The sequence below is a fragment of the Cupriavidus basilensis genome, assembly GCF_008801925.2.
GTDB lineage: Bacteria > Pseudomonadota > Gammaproteobacteria > Burkholderiales > Burkholderiaceae > Cupriavidus > Cupriavidus basilensis.
The window spans coordinates 110,688-125,309 of sequence record NZ_CP062807.1 but is presented as its reverse complement, the minus strand read 5'-3'; the positions used below and the strand labels follow the sequence as shown (position 1 = coordinate 125,309).

Below are 14,622 nucleotides of genomic sequence, written 5' to 3'. Positions count from 1 at the left end.
ATTTACGCTCCTGCGATATTGCAATATTATGATAGCCGACTCTTGGGCGCAACGGTTTTTTGATATTTTTATTGCACTCTCCGCATGTCAAACGAGCCCGGCGAGGGCCCGAATTTCTTACGTTGGAAAAAGCTCCGTGGCGTTAAAGTCGGGAAAACGACACCACATACCGCTTACTGCGACAGACGTTTGACAGCTTTTGGCGGATAAATGTACTGAATCCACCAGAACATAGCCGTGTAGCAAAACGCGGCCTTCGACACACCCACGCCCCTTGCTGCATGCTCCACTTGCTCAGCTAGTTCCGGCGGAAGCTGAATGTTCACCTGCTCCCAACCTGTGCGGCCCGCGACTCCATCTTGAAACGTCAGCGCTGTGCGCGGCTTGCGCCAAAGGAGGCCGTGCTTCCAAGGTTCTGTAGCAAGGAATCGGGTCATCATGTCTTGAAACATTCCGGTCAACGAGCGCCACTCGAGAGGGGCGATCATCTTCAAGTATGTGTACATGTTCTCCGGACATCGGGTAGGCACGACCTTCGGCTCCTCGAGCCGCGTTCGCGGACGCCCAAGCCGCTTGGGCCGTACCATGTTTGCCGGTTCAGGAACGCTCGCAGGCGCCGGCGCTGAGATGGGCTTTCGTGGTGTGCGAGCGCTTGAAACGTCACGTCGTGTTGCGGTCTTCGTCGCAGACCGCGCGCGGCTATTTTTATCAGCTTTCATATTTTATGATTGCCCCCACCCCCCAGTGGATATTTCCTATGACTTTTCCTTTGCGATTGTAGCTGATACTAAAAGAATGGCACGAAAAAGCGGCTGTAAAAAAGCCCCACTACAACCGTGTGGGGCTCCAGATTCGCTTGGGAAAGGGCGCTCAACGCCCGTAAGGAGCTGGGAACAACATGTCGCGAGTGAGCGTGACATTGAAGCGGTATCCGGGCATCTGCGTAATAGTTGGCTGGATCTGCATGTTCCGCTGGATCATGGCACCGCTTACCTGAGCCAGCTGCTGCCCCATAGCGGCGGCGATCGTCTGCTGCGCCGAAGGAGCGGTGCCGTTCGTTGACGACTGCTGCGGCTGCGAGAGTTGGGCGCCAGCAGACACCAGACTCATCAACCCCGCCCCCAAGAAAATTCGAGCATAGTGGTTATTCACGTCTCCGTCGAAACCTGCGTTCCCCGCGCCGTCAGTACCAGGCATGCCCTGTATGACGAAGCTTGTCCCATCCGGAAAGATCAGGCGATTCCAGACGACCAGTAGACGACTTTGGCCAACAGCGATCCGGCTGTCATACATGCCGATCGCCTTTGTCCCCTGCGGAACGAGGAGGTGACGACCAGACACCGTATCGTAGACGTTCTCGCTGACCCTCGCGCAAGTCTGCCCCGGCAGGTCCGAATTGATGCCGCATTCCAGCACCATCGGAATGTTCCAGCCCGCCTTAATTTCGTACACGCCAAGCGGCTTCTGCTTCGTTTCCTGCAGGTAGGTACTTCCAGAGCTCGCGCCAGCATCCCGCAAGAAAGATTCCTTGCGGATCTGCTTGTTCACGTCGTCTTGTTCTTGTTGCCCATTCAACCCGAGTCCTGCAAGGCCGGTACCAGGCTTACCCTGCCCCGCTAACGCTGCTGCAGCTTGCGAAACTGCATTGGCAATTTGAGCGTTTGCCGCCCCTGGACCGCCCGCGACACCTTCGGAGACGCCGGCGCTTTCAATGGATGCGGCCCTAGCCTGACGTGCCTTCTCGTCCCGTTCGTCTCGCGCCCGACGTGCCGCTGCCTGTTCGCTGGTTTCAGCCGGCGGAGCCGCCGGCGCGGCTCCCTGCCCTGGCGCCGGCACAAGCGGCGTAGCCTCCCCTTGTTTGCCAGGTACACCGTTCGTCTCCGGGAGCTTCACCACATCACCGCTCTTCGCCGCTCCGACTTCGGCAGGGCCCACTTGGATTCCGCCGCCCAGCGACGTATCCACCCCCAACTTGTCCGCAACGGCTGACGCCTGTCCATCGGGTATCTCGTCCGCATTGCCGTCCGCGCGAGCTAGTTCCATGCCTTTTGCTTTGGCGCTGTCGCTCGCATTCGGGTCACTCGAGGCAACCGGAGCAGCGTCATCCCCCACGGTCATGATGGAAAAGACAATGCCCGCCACTGTGCCAACGGCGACCATCGACATGAGCAATTTTGCCTTGCGAGACAACTTGGTGATGCCAGTAACCTTTCCCTTGAGAGGAACGGAGTCCGGCGATGCGAACGGATCGCTATTGGCTTCTGCTTTTGCCATGGCGCGCCCTTACCAGAACAAGCCGCGTTTCGGCGCCTTGTTCCATGTGATCGTCACTTTGCTCTGGTTCGAGTCGACACCAACGACCAGCATGGCCCGGTCGAACAGCTTGTCCACGATGTAATAGGCGTCCTTGACACGATAGTTGACGATCTGCGGCTTGTCTTCGCGATCGAGCAGCAGAAGCACTGGCGCCTCCGCCGACTTCATTTGCTCGGGCATTTGAATGTAGGTCCGTGTCCCGTCGTTGAAGACCCGCGTAGGATTGAAGAGCGTTTTGTCGCCGTCGACGCTATAGCTAAAATCGAGCTTATCGATTGACGTAGGGGGAAGATCCGCGACGACACGGGCGCCGTCTTCCTTGGCTCGCCTCTGCGCGGTTTGCTCAGCATCATTCCACTCGTCAACGATGTCCTGCGGATAGTAGAAGCCCGCCCGGTTCATGTAATCACGCTCGTTTGCGCTTGAGTAAAGACGCATGTGGTACGTGCGCCGATCGGTAGTGACGATCATGTTCGTTTCCAGGCCGGTGTCCGTCGGCTTCACGACGATATGAGTCACGCGTTTCTCAGCCGGGCCAGATTGGGCCTTGGAGAGCAGCCACCTGGCGGAGTCGCCGAGCATTGGCTTGCCACTCACATTTTCACCGGGCTCGAGCTCGACGTCGCACGCACGCAGGGGCGCACATGTGATCGTCGGCATGTACTGGCCGAATGGATAGAGCACTTTCCCATCGTCCGACATGATGGGCTTTGCGACCCCCGTCTGCTGCCATTTCTTAGCTTGCGCCAGCGCAGCGTCTTCCAACGTCAGAAATTTCTTGCTTGTGCCGGTACCGGCGCCGGCCACCGACGACAGCAAAGCGACAGACAGCGCTACGAGAATTTGCTTTTTCACGATCATGTTTGCCTCAAATCCCACTTTGCTTCGACCAGGAGAAGTCAGTGACCATGTAACCGGCAGGATTCCGGCGAATGTTCTCTTCCGAGTCTTGCGCGACGATGGTGTACGTCAGCTTCACCTTCCAGCGTTCCTTCCTGAGAACCTCACCCTGAAGATTGCGCCATTCCTCCGTCCACTCCAGGTCCCACGTGTTGCCTCCGATGGGGAGAGCCAGGGTGACGACTGCGACGGCGCTTGAGGTAGCTGCGGTCTTGTATGGCTCACGTTGGCGATAGAACTCATCAAGCTTCTTCTTGGCCGGCGAACCGGCGGCCACGCGCGCATATACCCAATCAAAGTTCTTCTTCGCTGCCTTCAGATCCCCAATAACAGCGCGTGCGTTCTCCACCCATTCGATGGTCTGTCCACGAATGATGCGGCGCGAGTCTATGGGATTGCTCTGATCGACCGGCCCTACCGCCACCACGTGCCCAATCTGGTCTTGAACAACCACATAGGGCTGAAATTTCGGCTTGAGCAGTGCGTAGCCGTTGAAGGCTATCGAGATGGATAGCAACGCCGTCTGCATGCAGAAAGCGACTTGCCAGTTGGCCTTCGCCTTTGCCAGGTTCATATAACGATCGTCCTGGTGCCGCTGGTGCTCCACGAACGGATTCACCGCATCGCGGCCCTTCTTTTTAGCTTTCGCCGGCGCCTTATCTGCGCCAGCTCCGACATTGTCGATGTCCGCTACTGCGGCGGCATCCTGATCTGCCTTCTTACGCCAGAGCATGAATCCTCACTTTATTTATCAGTCGCGCGCGTGGCCAATGTTGATGTTGATCGCAGCATTGCCTGCGGCGTCCTGCGGCACATAGCCTTCCAAGTTGCGAATCCTCTCGCCGGCGGAGGGCTTGCGCTCTCCCTGCTGGCCTTGCTGGCCACCGGCATTGCCCGCTGCCGAGGCGCCATCCTCAGTCGGAGAGAGCGCGGCGCTGGAAGCATCGCCACCGGACGCAGGTGCCACCGCACTATCAGGCGCCTGCGCAGGCTGTGGCGTCGGGGCTGCTTGCGAGTTGGATGCAGGAGCCGGCGGAGCCGTTGGGGTGCTGCCCGACGCCGCAGCGGCGGGGCCGCCGACTCCAGCTGCGGGTGCAACCGCGCTGGCCGCAGTCGGAGCTCCAGACGGCCCCACAGCTGAGCCCGAGGGGCCGGCAGCGATGGGCTGAGCGGCAACCGCCTTCCCAGTAGCGCCACTAGGGTTGGCGCTCTGTGCCGCAGGACTCACCGCGGCAGGTGCCGGGCTCGATGCCGCCGTTGCCGCAGCTGCATCGCCCCCCGCGCTAACGCCGCTCGAGCCAGCTTGTGCGCCACTGTCCTGCGCCGGCTCGGCGCCCGCCGCCTCTCCTTGTCCCCCGGCATCAGCACCGGCATTGCCACCGGCGGGTGTCGGCCCAGCCCCGCCACCAGCATTGGCCGGCGCCGACGCTCCCTGAACACTGCCGCCGCGCGTCGCCTCGATACTCGATGCAATCTTTCCGCCTGTGGACTGACCTAGCTTATCGGCGAACGCGGTCTTCGCGGAGCCCGCTGCCCCGCTAGCGGCACCGGTGGCCAGGCCCAATCCGTGGGAAGCTACCTCCTTAGCCGCGTGACCGGCAGCCGCCAAGCCCGTCTTGCCGTGGTCGGCAGCTGAGTTCAGGCCCGCGCCGAGAGCTTGCGCTAATCCTCCAGCCCCCGCAGCCCCGCCCATGGCGCCAGCGACGCCAGCAGCGCCCGCAGTAGCAGCCAGAGCGCCTGCACCGACCGCAGCGCCTGCGACCGTCGCCGCCGTTCCTGCTAGCGATCCCGCAGTGAGGTTCGGGCTGCCGGACATCATCGCCGTAGCCAACTGCGGCACATTGATGGCGAGGTAGGTATAGATGCCGGCTACACCCAGGACCACCATGCAACTTTTGATTAGCTGATCCGCATCAATCATCAGGCTGCCGAACAGGCTCTGCCCGCCCCCGACAATCGCGTAGAGCACCATGAGCTTGATCCCCGTGCCGACGGCGAATTGCAAATACTTCGTTGCAAAGTCCGTGGTCCATCGCGACCCGCCGAACCCCAGCAAGATCACGCCCAAGCCGATCGCGATGTAGCTTTCGATCAAAGTCACCAAGAGCTGCGCCGCTACCCAGAGGAATGCCAAGAAGATCAGCAGGGCCATGAAAGTAACGGGAAAGACGACGACCATCTTGTCGAAGGCCCCCAGCGACTTGATCATCTGGAAGGACCCCAGTGCGAGATCGAGGCCCTTGTTCACGATGCCATCAGGCGTGAGGTCGCCGACGTTTGAAGCAGCCTTACCGATCGTGATAAACGATTTGATGATTGCCGGAATCCACTCGTCTGACAGCTTTAGCAGCGAGAAGAAGAATCCGAGATTGAAGATCTTCCGCACAAGGGCATGCAAGATCTCTGGCATCTCGTTTTTATCTAATACATATATTACTGTAGACCAACAAAAATCGACCAAAGCGAGCTTCCAGAACAGCCCCATCGCAAAGCCCTTGACGATGGAATACCAACCATTTTGTAGCCCCCGGAACTTGTCATCGATCTTGTCCAACTGCAGCAAGGAATCGTCGGCTGACGCGGTGACCTGCGAAACCATGTACAGCAGGAACACCACCAGCAAGCCCAGCCGCAGAGCCTTCCTGCACTTCGGCTGCTCCAAGACAGCGCGAATAAAGGCTATCTGGAGCGCATCCAGATAACGAAACAGCCGGATGGCCGTCGACGTGAAACTTGACTGCATGGGGAGCCACCTACCGTTCAGTTATCGGATTTACGCACGGAGTTGCTGTTGATGCCTCCGAACGCCTTGTCAATGGCCACGTCGCCGGACGAGCGGGACGCGTCCGCAGCGCCCGCGCTCCGCGTCGGGTGGCTGTCTTTCTGACTACAGCCGGCGCACAGCGCAAAAACAACGAGGAGGGGCACAACGAACTTGTTTCGCATATGAGTTTTCCTAGTTGGCCTGGCCCTTCACGGACTTGGATGCAACACCGCCAAACGCTTTCTCCACGCCCAACTGTTGCGCGTCCTTCTCGCTTTGCGCTGCCGCAGCGAACTCGTTCTGGCTCTGCACCTGCGCGAGCGCCACCTGGCGGAGTTTCTGCATCTGCCCCACCATCTGCAGACTGATCGCCGCGCCGGCCTGTGCGGCTTGCAGTTGACCTGCAGCCGTCTGCGACTTAAAGGCCAGTTCGTTCATCATCCCCTCTTCGGTGGCGAAGTTCTCCGAGTGGGCGGTGACCAACTTGATCGCGTTCTTTGCTGCCGACAGCGATGAATCCGACCAGTTCCTATAGGCCGAGGAGAAGTCCACCGCCCCGCCGTATCCGGGGTGGTTGCTCTTAAACTGCTGATTCACCGACGCGAGCGAGTAGGCCGTCTGCTGGCCCTTCGAATAGATGTTTCGCAGATCGCTGAACGCCTGTGACATGTTCTTGTCGACAAAAAGCTGCTGCGCTGCTGAATCGAGCAAACTGCTCGGCGTCATGCGCTCGAGGTTCTTCAGCATCGCCGCATACTGGTTCATTGTGTTGGCACTCGTCTGGGCCTGTTCGGCATAGGCCAAGACCAGTTGCAGATTGTTGAGAATCTGCGTGGGCTCAGTGGCGCCAACGACGGCCCCAGCTTGAGCGACGTTCGACGTGACGCTCGACAGCAGCAAGACTGCCGCTGCACACATGATTTTCAGATTCTTCATCAGTTTCCTCCTTGGGGTTCACATATCGACATGAGCTCAGGCGTGAATGCGCGCACAAACCGGTATTTGGTGTTCTTGCGCATATCCTCCTGGATCAGGGACCGTTTGAAATGGTCCTCATCAACCGCAGGGACCGGGCGATCCGGATACCGTGCTTTCACGCTAGCGACAGCCACCACTGCTTTCTGGACCATTGCCTCGCTAGCGAGCGTCAAGGCGCCATAGCCGACGTAAAGACTCCAGCCCTGATAGCTAGGTGAGCTCGACAGGGGAATGCTCAGCCGGACTGACGAAAGCCCATCGCGACGAACAATGTGAGGGATCAGGGCAGCGCCCGTGAATGCCTCCCAAGCCGAATCTTGGTTCAGCAGCGCGGCCTGCGTTTGCTGGGGGTCATGAACCCCGACATAGATGAGCCCAGGCCTCCCCGCGTCTTCCGGGTTCACCAGGAGGTTGAGCGTCACGACTGGCATACGTCCAGCGCACCCTAGAGTTTGGTTCGCAACCGTAATGGTTGAAGGACCAGGTACGAAAGGGGTAGCGGCGAATGTGGCAGACGCCGCGAGGCTCGTTATGACCATCGCGGCCACGCCGAAAACACGCGAAATGCTCTTCATGCTCTTTTACCTTGAGGGATGAGTCGGCGCAGTCTAGTGCTGCCTAAGCGCAATTTGATGGCGCCGTTCTCTTGCCGCGCGCACAACGGCGCGAACAGCGACACGAGCGGCCCGGAAGGCGAGTCCGCCGGCAAAACCAATCAGCCCGCCAAACAGCCCAGCAGCCGCGCCAACAAGCGGACCCGCCACAACCAAAACGAGGAGAAACAACGTCGTCATATCAACCTCCCTAGTTGCTTTAATTATATCACTTATCCATGATATTACAATATCAGAATCTCTAAGCCGCAGCTTGGCGGTTCTCCAACAACGAGGCCCATTCCGCAAGGCCATCGCCCCACTCTACTTTTGCCGTGGAGCAGTGGCGCAGCCATTCAGCGCCGAAGTTCCGCGTGCCCGAGGCAAGGATGCGCCGCGCGTGGTCAATATCTTCGGTGCCGCTGACGCCCACGAAGGCCAAAGTCACCGGGCCAAGGCCAAGGCGGAAGCGGCGGCGCCCTAACGGCGACATGTAGAAGTAATCCTGCTTCTTCACGCCTTGGGCAATGAGCTCGATCTGCTGATCGTTGAGGCCGATGCGCTCATACTCCTCCCGCACACTCACGTTACGTTGCGCCTCGGGATTCGACAAGAATATCTTCGTAGGGCAGCTTTCGTAGAGAACGTCACGAATCGAGCTTTTTCCAACGTCAGAAATCGACTGGGTGGCAAAGCCGACCGAACAGTTCCGTTTGCGCATGACTTTGAGCCACTCTTTGATTTTCGCACTGAAGATCGGATGTTCAAGCATGAGCCACGCTTCATCGAGAATGAGCAGCGTGGGCGAGCCATCCAGCATCGTCTCGACCTTGCGGAAGAGGTACAGGAGTACCGGCACAGCGATTTGTGCGCCCTTTCCCATCAGGTGTTCCATCTCGAACACAATGAAGTGCGCGCCCTGCAGCGTATCGTCTTCGCCATCCAGCATCTGGTTGTTGCCGGCCAGCGTGTACGGTTTTAGCGCTTCCTGCAAATCGCTGTCCTGCAATTGGGACACGAAATGGGTCATCGTCCGCTGGTCAGGGTCTGCGTTTCCAATCGACACCAGGGCATTAGCGATGAGATTGCGCCGGCGCGACGTTACCTCGACCTTGGAAAGCGCCAAGCACGTCTCGATCCAGTCCAGGGCCCAGAGCCGCCAGGAAGGCTGATCGACGTGGCGCAGGGGACACAGCGCGTCGCGATACTCCTTGCCTCCCACGATACTAGGGTGCTCCCCAGCCAGATCGTAGTACGCACCGTTGACAGACGCGCAAGCGACATAGGACGAATAGCCCTTCTCGAACTTGATCGTCCTTGCTCTACGGTAGCGCATGTGCTGAAGGCCCATCAGTTCAAGCAACGTCGACTTACCTGCGCCCGTCGGGCCGAGCATTAGGAAGTGCCCGACATCGCCCACGTGCGTCCCGACCCTGAACGGCGTTCCACCTGTTGTATCCGCGTACATCAACGGCGGACTGTTCGGCGGATAGAACGGGTTGGGATTGGTACTCAGACCCGGCCACGTCGCCGTCGTGGGGATCAAGTGCGCGAGGTTCATCGTGTGAAGGATTGGCCGACGCACGTTCTCATAGCCATGCCCCGGAATGCTCCCCAAGAATGCCTCTACTGCATTGATCGTCTCCACGCGAACGGCGAACGAGAGGGTACGGATCGCCTTCGCGCACATCTCTACCGCCTCCAGGAGGGCCGGGAGATCTTGATTCATCAGCACAATCACGCTGGTGTAGTGACCAAATCGAACTCTACCTGCGGCCGCCTCTCCCATGGCAGTTTGGGCATCGATCATCATTTCCAGGGCGTCCTGGTCAACCGCCCCTGCTGAGTTGTTTGACACCGTATCGCGCAGCCCGCGAATTTTCTGCCGCCACTTCTTGAACATCTTCTCCAGAAGATTCCTACCCTCCTCGGGGTCCATAAAGATGAACCGCGTGCTCCACCTATAGGTGACCGGCAGCGAATTCAGGGAATCCAAGATGCCCGAGTAGCCGTGCGATGGGAACCCTTCGATGGAAAGGATGCGGATATGATTCGCGCCGACCTTGGGCGTATTCCCGGCGACGAAGTCCTGGCTGCCGACGATCGTGTCGACAGTCACACCCGCCTTCGGCAATGCCATATATTGGGCAATGCCGGTGACACAGTAGTGCACGTATCCGAGCAGATCATCGACCTGGTATTTCCGGCCATCAGCAGCATTGGTTCGTTCGTGGCAGCGCATTCGGGTGATGGCATTAAAGACTAGCCCGAGCTCGCCCTCAAGTGAATCCAGAATCGTATTGAACTGCGCGACAAGCTTCTCCCGCGTTGCCGTCTTAATGCCCCGCAGATCCTCGCTGTGCTCGAACATCATCGACTGCGCCTTGCTTTCCGCGGCGAGTGGGGGGAGATATGTGAGGATGATTGCGTAGCGGCTCTCATGGTGGAGGCCTTCTCCGCTGTACTGCAGGCGTCGCTCCTCATCCACGAGTTCTGCCACCGGATGCACGAATGGAGTCCGGTCCGGATAGCCAATCGCTTCAGACCGCATCGCGTCGATATGCGCCATCCAGCCCGAGCCAAGTCGCGCAAGCGCATTGTTGACGCGGGCCGAGATCATGTCGAGCTCGTGGTTGGTGGACGATTCGGTATCGGTCCCTCGATAGAAGAAGCCGCCGATAATCTCGCCGCCCTTTCCCGATAGAACTCCATCAGCTATGGGTTCGGCATGGCGAAGAAGATCTGCCAAACCGGCTTCCGAGTCGCGAAACTCTTCCTGCATTCCTGGCCGATGGCGCAGGAATGCGAACAAGAGAAGACCCGCTTCAATGATGAGGATGAAGATGAAGAAAAGGAATCCAGTCATGGCGTCTACTTGTAGTCCCGATACTGCGGTTGCGGGGCATCGAACCGGCCTCTCGCAGGATAAAAGCCCTTGTATTTGCGAGCTCGCTTGAGCACAGCCCACATCTGCGGATCACTCGTCGCCATTCGCCTCAGCACCGCCATCCCGAGAAGCCATACGACTCCACAGACCGGAACAGCCACGAACATCCCAAAGCGCAGCGTGAGGATGTAGGCGAGATAGACGGTCGCAAACAGGAGAATCATCACCTGCTTGCGCTCGCCCCCAAGGAACGTCAATACGCGGACGCCAGCGCGATGAATGGCGACCTTGATCAGCTCACTGCGATGGCTTCCGCTCATGTCTCACCTTTCAAGCAGGGCAGCTGCCGATACTCGCGCCCATCTTCATCGCGATCCACCCGATGAAACTCGATGCGCCGATGAGAATGCTGACGGCCATAACCACGTTCACGATCTTCTTCATGATGCCCGTGAACTCCTCGCCCCAGATGAAGCCGCCATCCGTGGCATACGAGCCTGCTATGTACAGCGTCTGATCGTCGCCGAGGTACATCTTGTCCCGATGCGCTACGGGGATGGCCAGCCTTCCCGTCGCAGACACGACGGAAGGCAAGGCTCCACCCATTGCGGTAAGATCGTTAGCGCCCATGTTTTCCCCTAGCGAGCCACGGATGGCACATACGGCGAGCCGGTTGGCCCGAAGTTAGGGGTTCCCTGCGCTGGCTTCTGCTGTTGGGGAACGGAGGACGACATTCCCACGGTGTACCGTTCTTTCCCCCGGGTAAGGTCGACAGTCCTGGCCGTCATGTTGATGGCGTCGACACGGAATCCTCCGGGCAGGCGCGTGCCTTGTCTTGCCTCGACCTTCACGTTGCCGGCGAAGATCAGTTCCGCCGTCACAGGATCATCATTGACGCGATCGATCTTGAGCACATTGGGCAATACGCCGTTGTCCCCGTAGCCGCCCCCAGACTTCGATACCAGATCTTGCCGAGCCTCTTCCATCTTGGCTTGAGCCTTGAGAAGAATCGTTTGTGCGTTGACTTCTCCGAGCTGGTCCTCGCTGGCTACGTTCGCCGCCACGGCAACGCTACTGATGGCAGCCACGCCGATCACTACTGCATATTTACCGATTCGCATACAGATCCCCTTTGACCGTCCATTCGAGTTTTGCTTCTTCCTGGGTGAGCGTCGCCGTGATGTTGGTGAGCCGCAAGCCAGGTAGATCCTTGAGGCGCTCAACGTGTCTTGCCGGTGGTAGACCCGTTTTGAATTCAAACGTGAACTCCTGCCAGGTCGGTTCTGGCGGAGGAGGTGCCGCCGGCGTGACTTGACCGGGTAGCGCCGGTGGAGGCTTGGGGACCGAGATGTCCCGATGCACAATGCTGACAAGCTTGGCTACGTCGTCGCCCCAACCCTGCACCTCCGAAGCAAGGCGCATCTTCGCGGCGGACGCATCGAGAAGCAGCTCATCGCCGGCTGCAGGCATCGATAGATCCCGCGTGATCGTCGCTTCGATACTGGAGTCTAGAACAGCAACGCGCCAGTCCTTCAGTGAGCTCGCGGCGTCGTGGAATGCTTCCACCGTGGCGCCTTTTTGTCCCCTGACGTAAGCAACGACGACACTGCCAGCCACGCACGATGAATCCCTCTCCACCCAGCCAGCGATGCTCAGCGGCGTAGCGGCACTCGCTTCCTTGCACGCGCTTGTGAAGGCCAGAGCCGATGGCATGTGCGCCCACGGATGCTCGAGAGCCTTGACCGTCTGCTTCTTGCGCGACTGCTCTTCGAGCAGCGCAAGCGCGCGACGGCGAAGTTCGGCTTGTCGTTGGAGTTCAGCGATTCGCTGCGCTTCCTGATGCTCTGCCCATTTTCCGTAGGCAAAGATCCCAACACCAGCGATCAGCAATGCAACGGCCAGCACGCCGATCTCCTTCTTCGTCAGGCCGAAGGTCAACTGCTTGAGCTTGTACTCGGGCCGCAGTAGCTTTGGCTTGAGGACGGACGGGAGATCATGCTCCTGCAGCGCGACGCCGAAGGCCTGCGGCGCAAAGACGTTCTCGCCGAAATCGAGCAGGTTGATCCCGTGCATCAGGAGTTGCTTTGCCTCCTCAAAACCATGCACGATGCGATCGAAACCGGGCACGATCGTGCCTTCGTGCACGGCTACAACCGCGTATCGGTCCTGATCGTCCACCGCGAATGCGCCGATCCACCGATCCCCAAGCACTCCCGCCAGACTGGCCGCAAGGCTGTACATGCCCTTCAACGCGCCACGGTCCTTGCTCACGAAGCCGGCTTGGATGCGTGCCCGACCACGGCGGATTGCGACAATATCCCAGTCGTGCTTCTTCCCTAGCTCGCGAGCTTCGCCCATGTATGCGCGAGCACGCGACAGCGGTTGCCAGAACAGCCCGCTGACAAATTTCTTCCCGTGGATCGTGATAATGGCAATCTCGGACGACTCCGAAGCTGCTACCGCCTTCTTCTCAGGTGGACGCATCTTCCGCGATGGGAATTTCATTGCATCACCCTGGGTGTGATGAGAACCAGGAGCTTGGTCTTGCGCTTCGTACCGTTTATGCCGCCCCCCAGCAACCAGTTCGAGGGAGTGAACGTCCCCGTCTGCGTCGCATTGGTGTCTTCGTCGTCAAAGCCGGACAACATCATGGTATCGCCGGAAGCAAGCCTTACCTTCTGCGACATGTTGATCGGCAGGTTCAACTCGGGCAGTTCAGCATACGTGTCGCCGCGGCTAACTGCCCGGATGTTCAGGAGGGAAGACAGGTTGATGCTGAATGCCACCAGCATTCGATTGTCCTCGAACACATATGGCGTCAGCGACATGTTGAGGCCAGTAGTGACCATGCCAGTCTGCAGGGTGGTCGTGGAGCCCACCTGAGCCGTGTTCGTCGTCGTAGAGCCCGCCACGAAGCCCTTCTGACGCGCAACCTGCACTGAGACGGTCTGTAGGTTGAGGGTCGTCGCCGACGGCGCCCTGCGCAACCCAACGTTGCCCTGCTCCGACAAGGCGCTCACGATTGCGTCGGTGCCCGACCAGCGGCTTCCTGAATTCTTGAGAATAGAGAATGTTCCACTGGCTGCCGCAGTCGGTGCCGAGAACGAGCTCGCCAGCGAGAAGCCATACTTCTGATTCAGAGTTTGGAAGAGCGCATTGAAGCTAAGGCCGAGCGCATCGGTGTCGTTGGTTTCCACCGAGACAAGATCCACATCGAACACCACCTGCTTCTCAAGGCGAGCGTTGAGCGGTGTTACATAGCGCTCCATCCTGCTCAGAACATCCTCGTTGTCGGTGACTGTGATGGTGCCGGTGGATGGCGCGCCCACGACAGTTCCCTTCGGTGACTTCATGCCCTTGACGGTCTCCATGATGTCCTTCCACAACTCCATTTTCAGAGTCACGGTCGTGCTTTGTTGGGAGCCGGTGGAGCCCCCAATGCCACCGGCGGTGCTTGTGCCCGCACCGCCCGATCCCGATGCACCAGCACCGGCGGCAGACGTGCCGTTTACCATCGTAGTTCCGCTTTGCACGTCCGATTTCAGTGTGGTGTCAGAGTTGAACGCAGAAAGCAGGAACACGCGCGTATCTACGTTGTAGATCTTGATCTTGCCGTCCTCGACCTTCCAGGACACACCCCAGCGCGACGTAACTGTATCCATGAGGCCGGACAACTCACCGTGGTAGTTGAGATCAAGCAGGCCGATCTGCCCTGCATTCCCCAAACCGGTCTGCGCGCCCATGGGCTGCGGCTGCATTGGCGGAGCCATAGGCGTGTTTGTAGCCGCAGCGGTCCCCTCGTTGGCCAAGGGGTTCTGGACCGCCGCTAGCGCGTCGGGCGTGACTCGAACGTTTACCTTGCACTTGCGCGTGATCGTTTGCGCGAACTCGAGCATGCTGATCGGCGCAACCGTCTCTATCGAAATGCGGCAACGCAGTAGTGGCGACGAAGGGGCCGCGTTGTTCACCTTCTGCAGGATCGGCGTGAGGCTGACGAACTGGTCGCTCAAGTAACGCACGGTCTCACGGGGCCGCTCAGTCCCAGCATTTTTCATGGCGGCCATTTGCGCTTGCGCGTCAACCTGGCGCTGAAGAAGATCGCGATTGATCGTGCGGAAGTTGTCTACTGATGTGCAACCAGACATATATATTGCACTCAGCGCGATGATAAGGATTTTGCGCAT

General features: G+C 59.1%; 14 protein-coding genes. All 14 read right to left on the bottom strand.

Annotated elements, in window-relative coordinates:
* Nucleotides 1–173: 173 nt before the first annotated feature.
* The gene (locus F7R26_RS39820; protein WP_150986956.1) at nucleotides 174–494 is read right to left on the bottom strand and encodes a hypothetical protein; all 321 of its coding nucleotides are present in this window, start codon (nucleotides 492–494) and stop codon (nucleotides 174–176) included.
* A gap of 376 nt (nucleotides 495–870) precedes the next feature.
* Nucleotides 871–2,274, bottom strand: coding sequence for a TraB/TrbI/VirB10 family type IV secretion system protein (locus F7R26_RS39815; protein ID WP_150986955.1), 1,404 nt, complete (start codon nucleotides 2,272–2,274; stop codon nucleotides 871–873).
* 9 nt (nucleotides 2,275–2,283) lie between these two features.
* On the bottom strand, nucleotides 2,284–3,177 hold the full coding sequence (gene trbG / locus F7R26_RS39810; RefSeq protein ID WP_150986954.1) for a P-type conjugative transfer protein TrbG: 894 nt from the start codon (nucleotides 3,175–3,177) through the stop codon (nucleotides 2,284–2,286).
* A gap of 7 nt (nucleotides 3,178–3,184) precedes the next feature.
* Entirely contained in the window at nucleotides 3,185–3,949 is a 765-nt protein-coding gene (locus F7R26_RS39805; protein ID WP_150986953.1) for a VirB8 family type IV secretion system protein, read from the bottom strand.
* Between the two features lie 18 nt (nucleotides 3,950–3,967).
* Complete coding sequence (gene trbL / locus F7R26_RS39800) at nucleotides 3,968–5,959, bottom strand: P-type conjugative transfer protein TrbL (RefSeq protein ID WP_150986952.1); 1,992 nt, start codon at nucleotides 5,957–5,959, stop codon at nucleotides 3,968–3,970.
* 17 nt (nucleotides 5,960–5,976) lie between these two features.
* Complete coding sequence (locus tag F7R26_RS39795) at nucleotides 5,977–6,162, bottom strand: hypothetical protein (RefSeq protein WP_150986951.1); 186 nt, start codon at nucleotides 6,160–6,162, stop codon at nucleotides 5,977–5,979.
* A 10-nt stretch (nucleotides 6,163–6,172) separates the two neighbouring features.
* Nucleotides 6,173–6,916, bottom strand: a complete 744-nt coding sequence (trbJ, locus tag F7R26_RS39790) for a P-type conjugative transfer protein TrbJ (protein ID WP_150986950.1) — start codon at nucleotides 6,914–6,916, stop codon at nucleotides 6,173–6,175.
* Nucleotides 6,916–7,533: a hypothetical protein gene (locus F7R26_RS39785; RefSeq protein WP_150986949.1), complete on the bottom strand. Its 618-nt coding sequence runs from the start codon at nucleotides 7,531–7,533 to the stop codon at nucleotides 6,916–6,918. Before F7R26_RS39785 ends, trbJ begins: the two co-directional genes overlap by 1 nt.
* A gap of 280 nt (nucleotides 7,534–7,813) precedes the next feature.
* Nucleotides 7,814–10,417, bottom strand: coding sequence for a VirB4 family type IV secretion/conjugal transfer ATPase (locus tag F7R26_RS39780; RefSeq protein WP_150986948.1), 2,604 nt, complete (start codon nucleotides 10,415–10,417; stop codon nucleotides 7,814–7,816).
* A 5-nt stretch (nucleotides 10,418–10,422) separates the two neighbouring features.
* Nucleotides 10,423–10,758: a VirB3 family type IV secretion system protein gene (locus F7R26_RS39775; protein ID WP_150986947.1), complete on the bottom strand. Its 336-nt coding sequence runs from the start codon at nucleotides 10,756–10,758 to the stop codon at nucleotides 10,423–10,425.
* A 10-nt stretch (nucleotides 10,759–10,768) separates the two neighbouring features.
* Nucleotides 10,769–11,068 (bottom strand): hypothetical protein, encoded by a 300-nt coding sequence (locus F7R26_RS39770; protein ID WP_150986946.1) that lies wholly within the window; start codon nucleotides 11,066–11,068, stop codon nucleotides 10,769–10,771.
* A gap of 8 nt (nucleotides 11,069–11,076) precedes the next feature.
* Complete coding sequence (locus tag F7R26_RS39765) at nucleotides 11,077–11,559, bottom strand: hypothetical protein (RefSeq protein ID WP_150986945.1); 483 nt, start codon at nucleotides 11,557–11,559, stop codon at nucleotides 11,077–11,079.
* Entirely contained in the window at nucleotides 11,546–12,943 is a 1,398-nt protein-coding gene (pilO2, locus tag F7R26_RS39760) for a type 4b pilus protein PilO2 (protein ID WP_150986944.1), read from the bottom strand. The genes F7R26_RS39765 and pilO2 overlap by 14 nt, the downstream gene beginning before the upstream one ends.
* Nucleotides 12,940–14,622: a PilN family type IVB pilus formation outer membrane protein gene (gene pilN / locus F7R26_RS39755; protein ID WP_150986943.1), complete on the bottom strand. Its 1,683-nt coding sequence runs from the start codon at nucleotides 14,620–14,622 to the stop codon at nucleotides 12,940–12,942. The genes pilO2 and pilN overlap by 4 nt, the downstream gene beginning before the upstream one ends.

Excerpts from the sequence above, each read along its gene's own strand:
- F7R26_RS39815 (WP_150986955.1), bottom strand. The coding sequence starts at position 2,274 with ATGGCAAAAGCAGAAGCCAATAGCGATCCGTTCGCATCGCCGGACTCC.
- trbG (WP_150986954.1), bottom strand. The coding sequence starts at position 3,177 with ATGATCGTGAAAAAGCAAATTCTCGTAGCGCTGTCTGTCGCTTTGCTG.
- F7R26_RS39805 (WP_150986953.1), bottom strand. The coding sequence starts at position 3,949 with ATGCTCTGGCGTAAGAAGGCAGATCAGGATGCCGCCGCAGTAGCGGAC.
- trbL (WP_150986952.1), bottom strand. The coding sequence starts at position 5,959 with ATGCAGTCAAGTTTCACGTCGACGGCCATCCGGCTGTTTCGTTATCTG.
- F7R26_RS39795 (WP_150986951.1), bottom strand. The coding sequence starts at position 6,162 with ATGCGAAACAAGTTCGTTGTGCCCCTCCTCGTTGTTTTTGCGCTGTGC.
- trbJ (WP_150986950.1), bottom strand. The coding sequence starts at position 6,916 with ATGAAGAATCTGAAAATCATGTGTGCAGCGGCAGTCTTGCTGCTGTCG.
- F7R26_RS39785 (WP_150986949.1), bottom strand. The coding sequence starts at position 7,533 with ATGAAGAGCATTTCGCGTGTTTTCGGCGTGGCCGCGATGGTCATAACG.
- F7R26_RS39780 (WP_150986948.1), bottom strand. The coding sequence starts at position 10,417 with ATGACTGGATTCCTTTTCTTCATCTTCATCCTCATCATTGAAGCGGGT.
- F7R26_RS39775 (WP_150986947.1), bottom strand. The coding sequence starts at position 10,758 with ATGAGCGGAAGCCATCGCAGTGAGCTGATCAAGGTCGCCATTCATCGC.
- F7R26_RS39770 (WP_150986946.1), bottom strand. The coding sequence starts at position 11,068 with ATGGGCGCTAACGATCTTACCGCAATGGGTGGAGCCTTGCCTTCCGTC.
- F7R26_RS39765 (WP_150986945.1), bottom strand. The coding sequence starts at position 11,559 with ATGCGAATCGGTAAATATGCAGTAGTGATCGGCGTGGCTGCCATCAGT.
- pilO2 (WP_150986944.1), bottom strand. The coding sequence starts at position 12,943 with ATGAAATTCCCATCGCGGAAGATGCGTCCACCTGAGAAGAAGGCGGTA.
- pilN (WP_150986943.1), bottom strand. The coding sequence starts at position 14,622 with ATGCGCAAAATCCTTATCATCGCGCTGAGTGCAATATATATGTCTGGT.